Source organism: Aquimarina algiphila, assembly GCF_007489275.1.
Lineage (GTDB): Bacteria > Bacteroidota > Bacteroidia > Flavobacteriales > Flavobacteriaceae > Aquimarina > Aquimarina algiphila.
The window spans coordinates 35,279-52,467 of the sequence record NZ_VLNR01000025.1 but is presented as its reverse complement, the minus strand read 5'-3'; the positions used below and the strand labels follow the sequence as shown (position 1 = coordinate 52,467).

Sequence of the window (17,189 nt, the reverse complement as noted above, 5' to 3'; positions counted from 1 at the left end):
AAAAAGGTATTTGTACTAATAAATCCATATAATTTTAATCGTCTAACTACAAATTTCTATTTATAGTTAGACGATTAAAAATAATTGTATTGAAAAATAAGAATCTATATGGTCTAAGATCATTTCAAGTAAAAAAACAAAGTATTCATTAATTTCTACCTGAAGTAGCATTGCTTAGGAGACTTCTATTCTGGGAAGTTTCATCACTTTTTAATGCATTATATCGGGCAACAAAGCGAATAAGGTCCTCTTCCTTTTTTAGACGAATTTTTTCTTTCTTAATATATTCCTTAAGTTCATTTTCTTTATCGCTAAAAGTTGCTAGCATTTCTTTTTTATTGAGAGGCAATTCCATAATCACTTCAGCCTCTTCTATATAGTAAGAAGTAATAGTTCTAATTGATCCTGGTTCTGCAATACCACTACTTACTATTGCTTTTTTTTCAGGGTCTTTAATTTCTAGCGTAAATCTTTTGTAAATACGATATCTATCTGTTAACTCTACTAATACATAATATCCCTCTCTATCAAGTCCTCTAGGACTTTTAAAATTACAATAGTAAAAATAATCACCATCGATTCGGGCATGTACGGTTGGTCTTTTAACTAATTCATACAATTCACCTGATCTAGATGTATGTTCTAATCCATCGTTATAAATGTTATATTTTAACTTGGCATCATAAGCGCTGGATTTTTCATCAATAACGCTAGATTCTTTATAACGAGATTTTAGATAAATACTTCCATCATATTCATCAAAAGTGTTTACTCTTGAGGTGGGTACGAGTAAACTTGTTGGTATTTGAGCAAACGAAGCAGAAAATGCTGCTAGGCATAAAACAAGTAGTATTCTCTTCATAATTCATCGATTTAGGTGTGATAAATTTAAAAAAATAACACTTTAAATAAAATTTTTATGGTTTTTTAGTACAATTTTTACGGATTATTCATTGAAAAGGCATTGCTTAATCAATTATTATGAAAAAAATAAGCAATTTAACAGAAAATTCACATAGATTTTTTACGTTAAAACCGTAATTTTTGTAAGATTTTAGTCACAAATACATGTTAATCAGTAAGTTTAAAAGATTAAAATCCTCTATTATCTGCTAATTTTGATGCATTTTTAGAGAAATTATAAAAGCACTAGTCGATCATTTTAAGGACCTCGTTTGTGTCTTCAACCGGAAATTTACATGCATTATTTACACAGGTATAAATCAATGTTCTATCTTGATCAAATCTATTTTTAAGTAATGCCTGGTCAGAATCAGATACACTTCCTGCCAATAACTTGTTGGGGATGTATGTTTGATTTAATTCTTTTAACTTATTTTCAGCATCATTTCCAACAATCACTAGTTCATAGAAATTAAAAGAAAAATTAAGCATAAGATCTAACCAATTAGAATATCCAGAAGCATACGATTCAATTTGTGGTTGAATATTATGAAGCATTTTCTCGCTTATTTCTTTATAATCAGAACGGTCATAATAATGAGATAGTAGAAATAGGTTTTTACCCATTATAGAATTGGATGCAGGAATTACATTGTCATTATACTCTATGGTTCGTGAAATAAGTTCTGGATCTTCATCTGAAGTGAAGTAGAATATATTTTTTGTTTTATCAAAGAAATGTGTTAACGTGTATTCTGTAAGTTGATTCGCTATGTCGAGCCATTCAGAATCAAAAGTATTTTGATAAAGAACAATAAATGCTTCGATAACAAGTGCATAATCTTCTAAGTAGCCATTCACTGTGCTTTTACCATTTTTATAATTATGAAACAATGATTGGTTATTTTGAAGTTGATTTTTTGTAATAAATGTTGCATTCTTTATTGCTGCATTAAGAAATGCTTTCTCCCCAAAAACACGATAAGCATCGAGGTAACCTTTTAACATTAAAGCATTCCAGGAAGTTAATGTCTTATCATCTAATCTTGGTCTTGAGCGTTCTTCACGTTCTTGAAGTAAAACTTTTTTCCAATTTGAAACTTTTTCAGCAAGTATTTCTGAATTTATATTATTATCATCAGATATTTTTTGATCAGTGTCCTTTCTTATTAGGACATAATTTTCTTTTTCCCAAAAGCCATATGCGTTTATGTTGTAATATGAAGAAAAGAGTTCATAATCTTCTTCTAAAAGTTTTTTAAGCTCTTCTTTTGTCCATACATAAAAAGCACCTTCTTCTAACTCGCCTTCTGGAGTGTTGCTATCAGCATCTAATGAAGAATAAAAAGCACCCTCTTCATTAGTGAGTTCTCGTGATACAAAATCTAAAGTTTCATATACAACAGTTTTAAACCATGGATCTTTAGTGATGAGATATGCATCAGAATATAAACTTACTAGTTGAGCATTGTCATATAGCATTTTTTCAAAATGCGGAACGTGCCATTTGTCATCTGTAGAATATCTTGAAAAACCTCCTCCAATGTGATCATAGACACCACCATATGATATTTTTTGTAATGTGTTTTTTACAAAAGCTAATAATTCTTCATCATTTGTTTGGTAGGCGTATCGAAGTAAAAACTGATAATTATTTGGCATCATAAATTTTGGAACACGTTTTGTCCCACCTTTTTGATGATCAAAATTTGCACTCCATTCTTTAACAGATGAGGCAATGAATTCTTTTTCAAAATTGATTTCATTAGTATTTACATCAATAACATCTACGGCTTTTATACCTTGTTCAAGTTTATCAGCATATTCGACAAGTTTATCAGGTTGTTTTTCGTGCAATCCAGCAATTTGTTCGAGTGCGTCAACCCAGTTTCCTTTAGGAAAATATGTTCCTCCCCAAACGGGTCTTCCATCGGGTAACGTTATCATATTAAGAGGCCATCCACCACTACCGGTCATTAATTGTACCGCATTCATATATACCTGATCAATATCCGGACGCTCCTCACGATCGACTTTAATATTAATGAAATTAGTATTCATGATCTCTGCAACCTTTGGGTCTTCAAAGCTTTCATGCTCCATCACATGACACCAATGACAAGCTGCATACCCAATACTTACAATGATAAGCTTATTCTCTTTTTTGGCTTGATCCAGTGCTTTTTCTCCCCAAGGTTTCCAGTTTACAGGATTATGTGCATGCTGTAATAAATATGGACTGGTTTCATGAATTAAATCATTAGTGTATTCGTGTTCCATGGGTTGTGGTTTGTTTTGACTTGTGCAAGAGATATTTAAAATTAGTAAGATGAGAAACCAATATTTCATTTTTGTTTGACTTTAGTAATCCTTAAAAATATAAAAAGCATCCCAAGAATATTGAGATGCTGTCTAATTTTATGAAATAAATTAGATTTTCTTCATTTTAAGTATATCTAAACTTCAATATACAAATATGGATTATCTTAGAAAATACTATTGAGAATACTATTTTATTTCGAACGATACTTTAAGGTTTACTCTATACTCTGAGACTTCGTTATCTTTTATCATAACTTTTTGGTCAGATACCCAAGCTGATTTGATGTTTTTTACCGTTTTTCCAGCTTGTTTTATTCCATTTCTAGTTGCATCTTCCCAACCTTTTTCAGAGCTTGCTATTATTTCAATTACTTTAACAATTGCCATTTTAATGATTTTTTAGTTAATGTTTTACGAATAATCTCTAAGATACGAGATACTTTACTCTTTTGAAATAAAAAACAGGTATTCTTTTAACAGTTTTTTCGATGTAATCAAAGGTTTTTCGATGAACTACCCATTGATCGCTTCAACGTACTCTACTTTATCTTTCAACATCTCCTTCAGCATATTTTCAATTCCATTTTTTAAAGTAAAAGTGGAGGAAGGACATCCACTACATGCTCCTTGTAAAACCACTTTCACTCCTTTGCTCTCTGGATCATAAGAATCAAATAGAATATTCCCTCCATCACTTGCAACCGCTGGTTTTATATATTCTTCGATAATATTTATGATATCCTTAGAAACGTCATCTAGCTTTTCAAAGTCAACATCAGCTTGTTTTTCTGCTTCGCTTTTGGATACTGTGGCATTAGCAGATAGTACTTCTTTGCCTTGTTCGAGATAATTGCGTAAAAATTCTCTTATCTCTGTAGTGATATCATTCCAATCGGCCATATCGTACTTGCCAATAGAAATATAATTTTCATCTATATATACCTCTTTAACAAAAGGGAAATGAAATAATTCTTGTGCGAGAGGAGCTTCTGTCGCCTCATCTATGTTTTTAAATTCGTGTCCCGTAGTTACTAATTTCTTGTTTGCAACAAATTTAAGGACGGCTGGGTTAGGAGTACTTTCTGCATAGATTGTAATAGGAACCTTTTTTGTGACTTCGGTTTCTACTTCATTGATTACAGGTTCTCCGCTATTAAGATATGTTTTAATCTGTTCTGCTACCTCTTCTTGTATATCTGACCATTCTACAATATCATACTTATCAATGGCAACAAAATTTTGTGCGATAAATACTCTCTTTACAAAAGGTAAGTAGAACAATTGTTGGGCTAGAGGAGAGTTTTTAGCCTGATCTATATTCTCAAATTCATAACTAGTATGTTGAGTCAAAAAGTAGTTTGCTTCAAACTTAACAATTCCTGGATTTGAAGTCGCCTCTATTTTTATTTCAAAGTTCTTTTCCATGCGCTAATTTTTGGCAAATTTACTAAAAAGCAAAACGATATAAGTAGTGTAATTATATTGCTAACACTTTTTAACGTATTGTTCTTATAAAACTGTAAATCTGGTATTCTGACAAAAATTTATATCTTTGGAGCTGTCGTTAAGTAGCGATGAAGTGAAAAAAAATGTGAATCCCTACAATATAAGCTGTTTTTATTAGTTAAGGTTAAATTCACAAATTCTATTTTAGCCCCGTAAATGATAGAGCCCAAATGAACTTAAAAATATTTTATGTAGTCTTCTTAGCGTTAGTGTTTCAATTTGGATTTTCGCAAGAAGGAATACCTATATACTCTGATTATCTTTCAGATAACTTATATCTGGTGCATCCTGCAATGGCAGGTGCAGCCAATGCCAATAAGATCAGACTTACAGCTCGTAAGCAATGGTTTGATGTAGATAATGCGCCTAGCTTACAAACATTGAATCTTAATTTTAGAACCGGTGATAAATCTGGTTGGGGAGGAATCCTGTATAGAGATGAAAATGGAAGGTTTTCTCAAACGGGGTTTTATGCTACGTATGCGTATCATCTATTGTTTTCTAGAGATAGAACAGATTTAAATATGCTATCCTTTGGTATGAGTGCAGGCTTCATACAGTCTAATTTAGATTTAAGAGGGCTTGATGATCCTTCTGATCCTGATCCAGTAATATTAGATAGAGTTCAAAAAGATTTTTACTACAATGTAGATGTAGGATTGTCATATAATTTTTTAGAATGGTATGCTCATTTTACGGTCAAAAATATCTTACCGACAACTCGAGATACTTTTAATAATGATACTCCGGTGCAGGAATCTAATAATCAACGTAGATATGTATTTTCACTAGGATATTTATTTGGTATTGGGAATATTTTGAGCCTAGAGCCTTCTATTCTGTATCAGGCTACAGATGAAACCAAAGAAAGTACTATTGATGCTAATTTAAAAGCATATAAAGATTTTAACTTTGGAACTTTATGGGGTGGGATTTCTTACAGACGTAGTTTGGATGGAGCAGAATTTTCTCAAAATGGAACCTCGGTAGAAAGTCAACAATTACAGTATATAACACCATTTGTAGGGGTGAATTATAAAAAATGGTTGGTTGGATATACCTATAGTTATCAATCTAATTCTGTTGTACTTAGTGATGGTGGTTTTCACCAAATTACTTTGGGGTATGATTTTGGAGAACGTAAGGAAAGATGGAATTGTAAATGTCCTGCCGTTAATTCTAAATAAAATCAGAAACAGGTTTGCTGAAATTTTGTGAATCTAATTACATAAATTATTCTTTTAGGATATTTATTTTTCATGATTAAAAATCATATTCGCATCCAATACTTTTAAATCTAATATCAATACATTGTGTTGGGGTTTGCAGAATCTTTAGGGATTTGTTGAATTGAATCCCAGTGCTCACATATTTTTCCGTTCTCATCAAACCGAAAAAAATCCATGGTTACATACTCATCATTGTCAGGCCATTTTTGATGTGTGTGAAGCGCTACTAGATTTTCTTCAGCAATACATCTCACAAATTCAATTGATTTATCAGGATATTCTTTTTGCATTCTTTCAAAATATGCGATAAATCCTTCGATGCCATCTGCCACATCAGGATTGTGTTGAATATATTCTTTACCTACATACTTAGTGATGGCATCTTTTGGGTTTCCTTCATATGCCGTTTTGTAAAATGCAATTGCATTTTTTTTGTTTTCCTTTAGATTCATGTGCTATATTTTATTAAGGGATTAATTTTTTAAATCGTATAATAACAATATAAACATATTACGGTTCTAAATTATTAGAAGCGTAATATGTTTCAGAATTCTAAAGAAGTTACTTCATGTGCTGTCATTAAACACTACTTTTTTTATTGTAGCTTCATTTTTTTCTTGTTATTTAGGCACTATTGGAAGGCGATTTCCTTCAAGTTCTACTGCGCTATCAGAAGACAACAACTCATCCAATTCGTAAACATTTGTATAACCATAACCAAATAGATTTATAAATGTTGGAATATTTAAAGCCAATGTTTTTTCGGGGAAAGGTTCATTTTTTGGTGAAATCTTTTTTGGTGAAATCTTCTTAGTGGGGAAAGCTTCCAAAAAAGGATATTTCTGTTCAAAATTGTTATTACAATAAATTAATATTCTCGTGTCTTTAGTAGGTATAATACGAGATAAGGTTTCTATTGTGAAGTCAGAAAAATTGAGATGAACAGCACCTTTTATATGCATCTTATCGTACATTTTTTTTGAACGGGTATCTAAAATTATAGTGTTTTTATTTTTTGACATTTTATTGAATTTTGCGAAACTTATAAGTCTGTTTGCTCTGTGCAATTTTGCATCTTTTACAACTTCTTCAAAAAAACTAAAATTCACATATGCTTTAGGATACTCTCTGTTTTTCTGTGATAGCATGGATAATGGCATTAGCGTTAGTATCATTATGGTTATTGTGGCTCTCATAGTTATAGTGTTTTTTAATTTTCCCAAGAAAATGATTTTTCTCTACCTTGTTTTTTTATAGCATTTAGTAATGCGGTTTCCAGATTAGAATCGTCTTTTTTACTGTTTTCTTTAATGTATTGCATACGTTTCTTATTTAGGTCATTTATTTTGCCTTGTATTTCTTTACGAGCATTACTTTTTTCAGCTATATATTGCTTTAATTCCTTCTCAGACTTATCCTTTAACTCTACAGGTAATTCTTCTTTTGCTACTTTTTCAACTTCAAAACTTTCATCTTCCACAGCATCAATCAGGTCCCAACTTTTGTTTTTGTAAAAACCAGAACTCTTACTTATGGTTCTGCTTACCGCATTTGCAGGACTATATGATCTAGCATTATGATCTTGTTCTGCCTGTAACTCTCTTTTTTGAGCTCCTCGATGGCCATAGTAAATATATGTACCGTTTAGTTTATTGTTTAACTCAAGAATGATATCATCATATGGTGTTGCAATATGAATAGTTTCTCTATTATGATCTATTGCACTATATTCTCCACGAGTTAGATCTGCTCCGTGTTTCCACATGGTATCTATCCCTTGTCTAAAATTACCACAAAAGATAGTATTGATTGTAATATCTTTTTCTGACGCATCTGTAGCAGCATCTTTATAATTTACAGGTCCTTGAGTAAAGGGTTCGTTTCCTGCTATGAATATCAGTTTAAGATGATCATTATTCTTTTTCCAATTTAATTGATTGATTGACGTAGTGATCACTTTACCACAATATTCATTTCCGCCATTAGTAGTTAATGCAAAAAGCTCTTTTGATATTTCATCTAAATCATTAGAAAAAGGTAATACCTGTCTTATAAAACCTTCTTGAGAAGGTAAGCCATCGTTGCCGTACTCATACAATGCAATCTCTAGTTTTATAGTATTATGACCACACTTGGCATATGATAATTCATTTACAATTTCCCAAAGCTGTGCTTTGGCTTGATCAATAAGACCATCCATACTGTTACTAGTATCTAATAATAGTGCTACTTGTATATTACGTGTATTTGGATCTGTTTTGGTGGTTTCTATTAAATGATTTTTCTCATTTTGAAATGCTAGTTCGGAGTTTGATTTATGGTTTGCATTACAAGAAATAGTAATTAATACACTCAGCATACTCCATGTAAAAAATGTCTTCATAGTTTCTTTTTTTAATTCTGGATAAAATTATATCGAACTTTTCTGTATAAAAACCTATAATGAGGGATTGTGTATGATGGATGAGTGAACACTCTTATATAATTAGCGAGTTATCTTTTTTATGCTAAAAAGCTGCTATAAAACGATATAATCTGTAAATGCTGATTTTATTTTCCCAGTTAAATGGATTAAGTTTACCTAGATTTAATAGTGAATAATGAAGAAGATAGGTTTAATAATAATATTTCTCTTGTTTTTGCCAGTGTTGATTTTGGGGCAAGAGAATGCTGCTGCAAGACGATCTGCATCCATGAGTATTAAGGGCTCGGTTAAGGAGAAAAGTACTCGAAAAGCTATCCCAGGTGCAGAAGTTACAATACTTGGAAAAGGAACAATTACAACAGATATATTTGGAGATTTTAAAATTCAAGCTCAGGTTGGTGATGAACTGGTGATTTCTCATGATACTTTTAATACCGTAAGATATACTATTGTAGATGGACAAAGGATTGATATAGAGGTTGATGATCATCCGGTTGTAAAAAAATCAAAAATTGCTTCTGAAAAAAAACGTGAATCTACGTATCAGAAAAATCTAAAAGCAGCAAAAGGCGCATTAAAAAAGGATGCCGCAACGAGTATCGAATATATAACGAATGCACTGGAAACAGTACGTGATGATGATCCATCATCAGATAATAAGAAAGCCGAATTGTTTGAGACGCTTGCAGATATTTATAGGCATTGGAAACAACCTGATCTGGCTGAGAGTAATTATTTGATGAGTCTTAAAAATAGAGCAAATACTACAGTAAAAATCAAATTAGGGAACGCTCAACTCGAAAACAAGAATTTTCAGGGTGCTTTAAATACATTTTCTCAATTAGAACGATCTAGATTAAATTCTGAACAAAAAGTAAAGGTATATCAAGGTTTAGGAGATAGTTATAAGGGGTTGCAGAATTTTGCTAATGCAAGATTAAATTATAATAAAGCATTGTCTATAAGTCAAAGAAAGGGTTTTGATGATATTGTTATTTCATTGAATTCTTTACTGGCAGGAGTATTACAGGAAGAAGGGAATACAAGAGATGCAGAAGGATATCTTGATAATTCGGTACAGTTAGCTGATCAAAAGGATAAAAAAACATCTGCCAGACAAAGAGCTGTGGCTGCAGATTTTTATAATAAGAGTAACCGTTTTGATAAAGAAATACAATTGCGAAAAGAAGCTCTTGAAGATATTGAAGAGATACAGGAGCAGGAGATCACCAGTGGTGTCGCTCCAGTGGAAGAGGATAATGCATTGACTCCACAAGTACAAAATTATAAAATAGCTAGAGCTTTTGCGGCGCAAGAAGAGTATGATGAGGCGATTCCTTATTTGGAAGAAAGTATTAAAGAGGCAGAATCAAAAAATGACCTGATTGTCCAAAAAGATGCTACTAGAAAATTAGGAGAAGTATATCGAGAAAAAGGAGAGTTAGAAAAAGCATCCAATGCGTTTAAAGAATACGAAGTAATTATTGATAAGTTATATATTCAAAAGGATCAAGAGATCTCACAAGCGGCTCGTTTTAGTAGAGAATTAGCTCAAAGAGCAAATCGTATTACTACCTTAGAAAAGGATAGGGAACTTAATGAAGCAAGGTATGAATTGGCATTTGCCTCACAACAATTGATAAATCAACAGAGTCTTAGGCAACAAAATGTGATTTATTTTTTAATTGGGCTAACATTATTATTACTTCTTGCAGCGTATTTGATGTTTCGTAACATGAAACAACAACGTTATGCTAATAATCTTTTGGCACTTAAATCATTGCGATCCCAAATGAATCCACATTTTATATTTAATGCCTTAAATTCTGTAAATACCTTTATAGCTACTAGTGATGAGAGAACAGCTAATAGGTACTTAACAGATTTCTCACTATTAATGAGAGCTGTTTTAGAAAATAGCGAAGAAGATTTCATTCCGCTAGAAAAAGAGATAGAACTCTTAAGGCTATATGTACAACTGGAACATTTTAGATTTCAAGATAAATTTGAATATACGGTTGAAGTAGATTCAGAAATTGATGTTAATGAGTATATGATACCGCCAATGCTGTTACAACCTTATGTAGAGAATGCGGTATGGCATGGATTACGTTATAAATCTGAAAAAGGAATTTTATCGATACGTTTTCAAAAAATTACTTCGGATAGCATAGAAATTACAATTATGGATAATGGTATTGGGCGTAAGAAATCTAAAGAACTAAAAACACAAAATCAAAAATTACAGAAGTCCAGAGGAATGGGTAATATAAAAAAGAGAATTGCAATCCTTAATAAAATGTATAAAGATAAGGTGGATGTATTTATATCCGATTTAGAAAATGATCAAGAAGGAACTCAGGTAAAATTAATGCTTAAGAAAGATAAATAAATGAACTTAACTGCAATTATAGTAGACGATGAAGCAAATAGTAGAACTATTCTTAGAAATTATTTGGGTAAATATTGCCCCTCGGTTTCGATCTTGGGCGAAGCTGCAAGTGTGAAAGAAACATTAGAACAGTTAGAATCTCATACTCCTGATTTATTATTTCTGGATGTAGAAATGCCTTACGGTAATGCGTTTGATTTACTGGAGCAAGTTCCTGATCGTACATTCGAAATTGTTTTTGTGACGGCATATGACCACTATGCGGTAGACGCTTTAAATGCGCAAGCAACATATTACTTGTTAAAACCAATTGCGATAGATAACCTTATTAAGGCTGTTGATCATGTTACTCATATTAAACAACGAGAGGCGGTGCTTCAGGATGCTGTTCTAGTTCCTAAAGTTACTGCTGCAGAAGGTAAAATTACGATTCCTCAACAAGATGGTTTTGAGGTGTTGCAAATTTCTAACATTTTGTATTGTGAAGCTGATGATAACTATACCAAGATTTATCTTGACAAAGGTCAGAAGCTGGTAAGCAAAACTCTTAAATATTTTGAGGAATCTTTGAATCTTCATGGATTTGCACGGATTCACAAAAGTTATTTGGTTAATGTAAGTAAAATTATACGGTATAGAAAAGGGAAGGGGGGGAGTATCGAACTTTCCTCGGGTAAGGAGTTACCTGTGTCTTCTTCTAAAAAAGGAGCTTTATTAGATTACTTTAAATAAGAGTTAAAAATCTAAAGCATTTACGGTATATCTAATGGAGTGATTTGTGTTGAGTATTGCTTTTAACGTTTTTGTGTCGCTATTCGTATATAAGCTATGATTTCCAATCTCTGATTTTTGATTCAGAAGATTGTTTTTGATTAATATGGCTTTTGTTTGTCTTGCTACAGCTTCACCAGAATCAATGATGGTAACCTGATCAGAAAGCATATCTTTTAAAATAGGTATAAGGTAAGGGTAGTGTGTGCATCCCAAAACGAGATAATCAATATTTTTGTTGATCATTGGAGTTATATACGAATATAAAAGGGCTCTCATTTCCTTAGTGTCTTTCTTGCCTTCTTCTATTAGTTCTACTAAGCCGGTACCTATTACTTCTATTACTTCTATATTTTGAGCATACAAATCTGATGTCTTTGCAAATAACTCACTAGAAAGGGTGCCTTTTGTGGCAAGAACTCCTACTTTTTTTGTTTTTGTATTAATCGCCGCGGGTTTTATAGCAGGCTCTATTCCTATAATAGGGATGTTGTAAGTCGACCTTAATACTTTTATTGCATTGGTGGTAGCTGTATTGCATGCAACTACAATAATTTTACAGTTTAACTCTAGTAATTTCTCAGTATTCTTAATACTTAGCGAAGTTATTTCTTCTTTGCTTCGTTTGCCATAAGGGGCATATTTACTATCGGCCAAAAAAATAGTGTCTTCATGAGGAAGTAGTGATGTGATTTCTTTCCAGATAGAAGTCCCTCCAACACCAGAGTCAAATATACCGATAGGCTGTTTTTGCATGAGTACAAGATAGTTTATTCCAAAAATAAAAAAACAGTGAGAAGAGACTCACTGTTTTTCTAAATTTTATAAAAAGATAAAGTTATACTTATATTCCTAGATCTTTCTTTACATCAGCCATAAGATTCTTACCGTCAGCCATAATGACTCCCGTTCCTGTGGTTGAATCAAGTACATACTGAAATCCTTGTGCTCTAGCAACCTTTTGGATAGATGTACGTGCTTTTTCATATATTGGCTTTAAAAGCTCAACTTCTTTCTTTTGAAGATCCTGTAAAGCATTTTGTCTGTAATCATTAATGCTTTTTTCTGTAGTTTGTATTTCTTGTTGTCTTTTTAGGTTCTCTTCATCAGTTTTAGTTTCTGCTTCTTGAGAATATTTCTTTATAGTATTTTGCAGCTCTAGTACCATATTTCTTATCTCTGCATCATAAGTCTTATTAAGTTTCTCCACTTCACTTTTGGCTGCTTTAAAAGCAGGCATTGCCTCTACAAGCTCTTGGGATGCTATATGTGCTACTTTTGATTGAGCATTTACAAAACTTGATGTTCCTATAGTAATCGCAATAGCTACTAGTAATGTTCTAAATTGTTTCATTTGTAAGTAATATTAAAGGGTGTTATAAATTTATAAAATTAATTTTTTAATTATTGTTATCTTCAGCATTGTTATTATCCAGATTCTCTTTTTTAGCTTTTAATGCTTTTATAGAATCTTTTTTTCTTTTTTGTATTTCTAACAATTTTGCTCTTCTTGCTTCAAACTCTTTCTTTTTTGCAGCTCGTATAGAGTCTCTTTCTGCCTTACGTTCTGCTAGAAGTTGCTCTCTGTCTGATAGCCTTTTTTGAGCCAGTCTTTCTCTATCTGTTACTTCTTTTTCTTGTTCTGCATTTCTCTTTTCGGCTCTTTCCAGAGCTTTCTTTTCTTGTTTGCTATTAAGTTGTTTTCTTTTTGAAACTCTATTTATTCTTAATAGTACCTGATCACTAATATCATATCTATCTGCAGAATATAACATTACTAAATCGGCAGTTTTATCAAAGATAAAATCATATTTCTTATTTTTTGCAACTTCTTGCACTGCTACAAAAACCTGATCTTGTACCGGCTGTACTAGCCTCTTTTTCTGGATAAATAAATCTCCATTAGGACCGAAACGTTTTTGTTGATATTCTAATATTTCTTTTTCTTTAAAAAAGATATCTTCTTCTCTTTCTTCAATTAATTCTTTGGTTAATAGAACCCTTTCACTATTAAGGTCTTTTCGCATTTCTTCTACTTCTTTAAGCTCTGCTTCGATTTCAACTTTCCATTTTTGAACTTTGGTTTCAAGCTCAGAGGAAGCTTCATTATATTCAGGAACATTTTCAAGGATATAGTCCATATCTATATAACCAATCCTGATACCTTTCTGTGCGTTTATTGCTTGTGTAAAAAATAGCCAACTGATTGCTGCAACTAGTAAAAGACCCTTTGTTTTCATAATTTTGTGTATATATTGAAATAATCGTGCCAAAACTAAAACTGTTGTCCTATAATGAAGTGGGTTTCCCATCCATTTGGTTGATTTGTTCCAGGAATAGGGTCGAAACCATATCCAAAATCTATACCAAGTAATCCAAAAGCTGGCATAAAGATACGTAAACCTGCACCAGCTGAACGACTTAGTTGAAAAGGGTTAAATCTCTTAAAACTATCATAAGAAGCACCCCCTTCTAAAAACCCTAACATATATATGGATGCTGCAGGTTTTAGCGTTATAGGATAACGAAGTTCTAACGAATATTTATTATAAATTGTTGCCCCATCGGCATCAAAATCTTGATTATTTGTTCTGCTTTGAGGAGTAATCGACTGATTAGGGTATCCTCTTAATGCAATAACTTCTCTACCATCCAAACTCGTTGCGCCTAGACCATCTCCTCCTAAGAAAAATCGTTCAAAAGGAATATTACCTCTATCATTGTTATAAGCTCCTAAGAACCCATACTCTGCTCTTGTTCTTAAAACTAAAGGTTTTGTCCCTATATTAATTAAACTAGTATACCAGGTTCCGTCAAATTTAAGCTTATAGTATTCTAACCATTTAAAACGCTCTTGATCAATTTCTCCGATTTCAGTTTGTTTTTCTTGACGCGTTATTGGATTTGTGTTGGGGTCGTTTATTTCTTGATCCAAAATTGCTCTACGCTCTGCTAATTCACTATAATCAACTCCGTCAAAAAGCGAGTAAGGAACAGATAGTTTAGCTACAATATTAAACTCAGATCCTCCCGTTGGGAAAATTGGGTTAACTGTAGTATTGTTTCTGTTTATACCAATGGTATAGGATAAATCATTAGATGAACCATTACCAAAGGTAAATAATCTTGTGTTATAATTTTTTAGATTATAATGTCTTACACTAATAGCTTGAGATAGTGTGAAATAATTATCGGGCCAATTTAATCTTTTTGCAATACCAATGGATCCACCTGTGATCAGGAATTTACTATCTCTATCCACATTCCTTGTTCTATTATTTAATAAGAATTGTATGGTGTGAGAAAATGAAGTAGAAAGCTGGTAAGGTCTTTTTCCTCCTAGCCAAGGCTCAACAAATGAAAGGCTATACGTTTGAAAAAATCTACTGGCTTGAGCCCTAACTCTAAGAGTTTGACCGTCACCCATTGGTAGAGGACTATACGATTCTTTGTTAAAAATATTGCGTATAGAAAAGTTACTAAAAGCTAGTCCTAATGTTCCGACGAAACCACCACCACCAAAACCACCTTGAAGCTCAATCTGGCTGGATCCTTTTTCTACAACCGGGTAATTGATATCAATAGTACCTGCTTGTGGGTTTGCATTCTGGAATTGAGGTTCTAATTGTTCTGGGTCAAAAAATCCTAATTGACCTAATTCACGAACTGTGCGTACTACAAGATCTTTACTATATCGTTGACCAGGTTTGGTTCTTAGTGTTCTGTAAATTACATGGTCATTTGTTTTATCATTTCCTGTAACAGTAATATGATCAAAAAACGTAAGCTTTCCTTCACGAATTCTTATCTCAAAATCAAGAGTGTCATTGTATACTTTGGTTTCTACTGCATCAATAGAGGAGAATAGGTATCCATTATTTTGATATAAGTTTGTCAAGTCGTTTGCATCTGGTTTTGTGTTGTCTGCAATTTGTTTTTCCAAAAGTACACCGTTATACACATCCCCTTTTTTGATAACCAGTTGTCTAGCCAATTGCCTGTCTGTATACACACTGTTACCAAGAAATGTAATATTACCAAAGTAATACTTGTTTCCTTCCTCAATGTTAAGATTTAAAGATATGCTATTGTCATCTTCTACGATAAGGCTATCAGAAGTTATACGAGCATCTCTATAACCTTTTTCTTTATATTTTGTTATAATATTATCCTTATCTTCTTCATAATCTGCTTTGATGTATTTTGAGCGTTTCCAGAATCTTAGAGGTTTCTTACGTTTTGTGTTTTTCATTGCCCTGCGCACTTTAGCATTAGACAACTGTTCGTTTCCTTCAATGTTGATTCTATCTACCTTTACGCGATCACCTTTGTCAATACGGACAACCATATTTACTTTATTACTAGCCACAGTATCCTTTACTGGGATGGTATTAATCACAACTTTTGTGTTAAGATAACCATCTTTTCTGTATTTGTTGGTAATAAAGTTACGTGTCGTAGTTGTAAGGTTTTCGGTCACTTTGGCACCTTTTGTAAGTCCATTGTCTTTGATTAATTCTTCAGACTTACGTTTCTTTATTCCTTCAATACGTGCTTCATTTAATTCTGGAACTTCTTGTATATTGATTTCAAGATTTGCAACCTCTCCTTCTACATCGGTGATATAAAAGTTAATGTCACTAAATAGCTCTAAATCCCATAATTTTTTGATGACTTTACTTATTTCGTCTCCTGGTAAAAAAATACGTTCTCCTTTTTGAAGGCCTGTAAAAGTGATTACAGTATTCTCATTATAACTGGTAATACCGGTAACTTTAATATCTCCAATAATATATTCTTTCCCGTTAGCACCAGGTAAATTTTGTGCAGAAAGTGATATTGAATTTATTAATAAGGCGAGTAACGTAAAATACGTAATAGGTAATTTTTTTGTCATTTCTTTAACTGAGCTGCTCACTAGTTTTTCCAAATCTTCTCTCTCTTTTTTGATAATTGAATATGGCTTCTAATAAATCTGATTTTTTAAAATCTGGCCATAAAATTTCTGTAAAATATAATTCTGCATACGCAATCTGCCAAAGTAAAAAATTACTAATACGTTGTTCCCCGCTGGTACGTATTAATAAATCCACATCTGGTAGGTCTTTAGTATACAAATGCTCATTAATGACTGATTCATTTATAAGATGTGGCGAAATTACACCATTTTTAACTTTAATACTTATTTCTTCAATAGTTTTTATAAGCTCCTCACGGCTGCCGTAGCTAAGGGCAAGAGTAAGTGTCATGTGGTTATTGGACTTAGTTTTTTCAATAACTTCTAATAGCTCTGTTCTTGCTTTTTTAGGAAGTGTTTGTAAGTTACCAATAGCATTAAGTTGGATGTTATTGTCCTGAAGTGTTTTGATTTCCCTTTTTAGTGAGCTTACGAGAAGCTTCATTAAGGTTTCTACCTCAAGTTTTGGTCTATTCCAGTTTTCGGTAGAAAAAGCATATAATGTAAGATATTTTACTCCTAATTCTGCACAACTTTCTACAGCTTCCCGAACTGCTTTGGTTCCATTTTCATGGCCAACGGCTCTAAATAGCCCTTTCTTTTTAGCCCACCTTCCATTACCGTCCATAATAATGGCAACGTGCTGAGGAATGTTAGAGTTTAATTGTTTTTTATCGATCATTT

The 17,189-nt window shown here is 32.4% G+C and carries 15 protein-coding genes; 3 read left to right on the top strand and 12 right to left on the bottom strand.

Features of this window, described 5'->3' with window-relative positions; translation table 11 throughout:
- Positions 1-148 precede the first annotated feature (148 nt).
- The 4 genes from FOF46_RS13345 to FOF46_RS13330 all read right to left on the bottom strand — a co-directional run bounded on the left by FOF46_RS13345 (position 149) and on the right by FOF46_RS13330 (position 4,650).
- Positions 149-862: a hypothetical protein gene (locus tag FOF46_RS13345; protein WP_109435575.1), complete on the bottom strand. Its 714-nt coding sequence runs from the start codon at positions 860-862 to the stop codon at positions 149-151.
- Positions 863-1,149: 287 nt separating this feature from the next.
- The gene (locus FOF46_RS13340) at positions 1,150-3,183 is read right to left on the bottom strand and encodes a thioredoxin domain-containing protein (RefSeq protein WP_143916770.1); all 2,034 of its coding nucleotides are present in this window, start codon (positions 3,181-3,183) and stop codon (positions 1,150-1,152) included.
- Between the two features lie 228 nt (positions 3,184-3,411).
- A complete protein-coding gene (locus FOF46_RS13335) occupies positions 3,412-3,612 on the bottom strand; it encodes a dodecin family protein (RefSeq protein ID WP_109435574.1) in 201 nt (66 codons plus the stop codon).
- A gap of 126 nt (positions 3,613-3,738) precedes the next feature.
- Entirely contained in the window at positions 3,739-4,650 is a 912-nt protein-coding gene (locus FOF46_RS13330; RefSeq protein WP_143916769.1) for a NifU family protein, read from the bottom strand.
- A gap of 251 nt (positions 4,651-4,901) precedes the next feature.
- Between FOF46_RS13330 and FOF46_RS13325 the strand changes: the two genes are divergently transcribed.
- Positions 4,902-5,918 carry a PorP/SprF family type IX secretion system membrane protein gene (locus FOF46_RS13325; protein ID WP_109435572.1) on the top strand — a complete coding sequence of 339 codons (1,017 nt, stop codon included), beginning with the start codon at positions 4,902-4,904 and terminating at the stop codon, positions 5,916-5,918.
- Positions 5,919-6,034: 116 nt separating this feature from the next.
- On the opposite strand, the gene FOF46_RS13320 is transcribed toward FOF46_RS13325, so the two are convergent.
- The 3 genes from FOF46_RS13320 to FOF46_RS13310 all read right to left on the bottom strand — a co-directional run bounded on the left by FOF46_RS13320 (position 6,035) and on the right by FOF46_RS13310 (position 8,343).
- Positions 6,035-6,412, bottom strand: coding sequence for a nuclear transport factor 2 family protein (locus tag FOF46_RS13320; RefSeq protein WP_109435571.1), 378 nt, complete (start codon positions 6,410-6,412; stop codon positions 6,035-6,037).
- A gap of 168 nt (positions 6,413-6,580) precedes the next feature.
- Entirely contained in the window at positions 6,581-7,156 is a 576-nt protein-coding gene (locus FOF46_RS13315; RefSeq protein ID WP_143916768.1) for a rhodanese-like domain-containing protein, read from the bottom strand.
- A gap of 14 nt (positions 7,157-7,170) precedes the next feature.
- Positions 7,171-8,343, bottom strand: coding sequence for a VWA domain-containing protein (locus FOF46_RS13310; RefSeq protein WP_143916767.1), 1,173 nt, complete (start codon positions 8,341-8,343; stop codon positions 7,171-7,173).
- 217 nt (positions 8,344-8,560) lie between these two features.
- Between FOF46_RS13310 and FOF46_RS13305 the strand changes: the two genes are divergently transcribed.
- The gene (locus FOF46_RS13305) at positions 8,561-10,777 is read left to right on the top strand and encodes a histidine kinase (protein WP_143916766.1); all 2,217 of its coding nucleotides are present in this window, start codon (positions 8,561-8,563) and stop codon (positions 10,775-10,777) included.
- Positions 10,778-11,509, top strand: coding sequence for a LytR/AlgR family response regulator transcription factor (locus FOF46_RS13300; RefSeq protein ID WP_109435567.1), 732 nt, complete (start codon positions 10,778-10,780; stop codon positions 11,507-11,509). It begins immediately after the preceding gene.
- A 3-nt stretch (positions 11,510-11,512) separates the two neighbouring features.
- Here the strand turns inward: FOF46_RS13300 and murI are convergent, their stop codons facing one another.
- The 5 genes from murI to FOF46_RS13275 all read right to left on the bottom strand — a co-directional run bounded on the left by murI (position 11,513) and on the right by FOF46_RS13275 (position 17,187).
- A complete protein-coding gene (murI, locus tag FOF46_RS13295) occupies positions 11,513-12,304 on the bottom strand; it encodes a glutamate racemase (protein WP_143916765.1) in 792 nt (263 codons plus the stop codon).
- 88 nt (positions 12,305-12,392) lie between these two features.
- Positions 12,393-12,902, bottom strand: a complete 510-nt coding sequence (locus tag FOF46_RS13290) for an OmpH/Skp family outer membrane protein (RefSeq protein WP_109435565.1) — start codon at positions 12,900-12,902, stop codon at positions 12,393-12,395.
- A gap of 46 nt (positions 12,903-12,948) precedes the next feature.
- Entirely contained in the window at positions 12,949-13,788 is an 840-nt protein-coding gene (locus FOF46_RS13285; protein WP_109435564.1) for an OmpH/Skp family outer membrane protein, read from the bottom strand.
- Positions 13,789-13,823: 35 nt separating this feature from the next.
- Positions 13,824-16,445 carry a BamA/OMP85 family outer membrane protein gene (locus FOF46_RS13280; RefSeq protein WP_143916764.1) on the bottom strand — a complete coding sequence of 874 codons (2,622 nt, stop codon included), beginning with the start codon at positions 16,443-16,445 and terminating at the stop codon, positions 13,824-13,826.
- 4 nt (positions 16,446-16,449) lie between these two features.
- Positions 16,450-17,187, bottom strand: coding sequence for an isoprenyl transferase (locus tag FOF46_RS13275; protein ID WP_109435562.1), 738 nt, complete (start codon positions 17,185-17,187; stop codon positions 16,450-16,452).
- Positions 17,188-17,189 lie beyond the last annotated feature (2 nt).

What these genes read in the sequence shown, in the direction of transcription:
- FOF46_RS13345 (WP_109435575.1), bottom strand. Translation starts at nt 862, where the DNA reads ATGAAGAGAATACTACTTGTTTTATGCCTAGCAGCATTTTCTGCTTCG.
- FOF46_RS13340 (WP_143916770.1), bottom strand. Translation starts at nt 3,183, where the DNA reads ATGGAACACGAATACACTAATGATTTAATTCATGAAACCAGTCCATAT.
- FOF46_RS13335 (WP_109435574.1), bottom strand. Translation starts at nt 3,612, where the DNA reads ATGGCAATTGTTAAAGTAATTGAAATAATAGCAAGCTCTGAAAAAGGT.
- FOF46_RS13330 (WP_143916769.1), bottom strand. Translation starts at nt 4,650, where the DNA reads ATGGAAAAGAACTTTGAAATAAAAATAGAGGCGACTTCAAATCCAGGA.
- FOF46_RS13325 (WP_109435572.1), top strand. Translation starts at nt 4,902, where the DNA reads ATGAACTTAAAAATATTTTATGTAGTCTTCTTAGCGTTAGTGTTTCAA.
- FOF46_RS13320 (WP_109435571.1), bottom strand. Translation starts at nt 6,412, where the DNA reads ATGAATCTAAAGGAAAACAAAAAAAATGCAATTGCATTTTACAAAACG.
- FOF46_RS13315 (WP_143916768.1), bottom strand. Translation starts at nt 7,156, where the DNA reads ATGAGAGCCACAATAACCATAATGATACTAACGCTAATGCCATTATCC.
- FOF46_RS13310 (WP_143916767.1), bottom strand. Translation starts at nt 8,343, where the DNA reads ATGAAGACATTTTTTACATGGAGTATGCTGAGTGTATTAATTACTATT.
- FOF46_RS13305 (WP_143916766.1), top strand. Translation starts at nt 8,561, where the DNA reads ATGAAGAAGATAGGTTTAATAATAATATTTCTCTTGTTTTTGCCAGTG.
- FOF46_RS13300 (WP_109435567.1), top strand. Translation starts at nt 10,778, where the DNA reads ATGAACTTAACTGCAATTATAGTAGACGATGAAGCAAATAGTAGAACT.
- murI (WP_143916765.1), bottom strand. Translation starts at nt 12,304, where the DNA reads ATGCAAAAACAGCCTATCGGTATATTTGACTCTGGTGTTGGAGGGACT.
- FOF46_RS13290 (WP_109435565.1), bottom strand. Translation starts at nt 12,902, where the DNA reads ATGAAACAATTTAGAACATTACTAGTAGCTATTGCGATTACTATAGGA.
- FOF46_RS13285 (WP_109435564.1), bottom strand. Translation starts at nt 13,788, where the DNA reads ATGAAAACAAAGGGTCTTTTACTAGTTGCAGCAATCAGTTGGCTATTT.
- FOF46_RS13280 (WP_143916764.1), bottom strand. Translation starts at nt 16,445, where the DNA reads ATGACAAAAAAATTACCTATTACGTATTTTACGTTACTCGCCTTATTA.
- FOF46_RS13275 (WP_109435562.1), bottom strand. Translation starts at nt 17,187, where the DNA reads ATGATCGATAAAAAACAATTAAACTCTAACATTCCTCAGCACGTTGCC.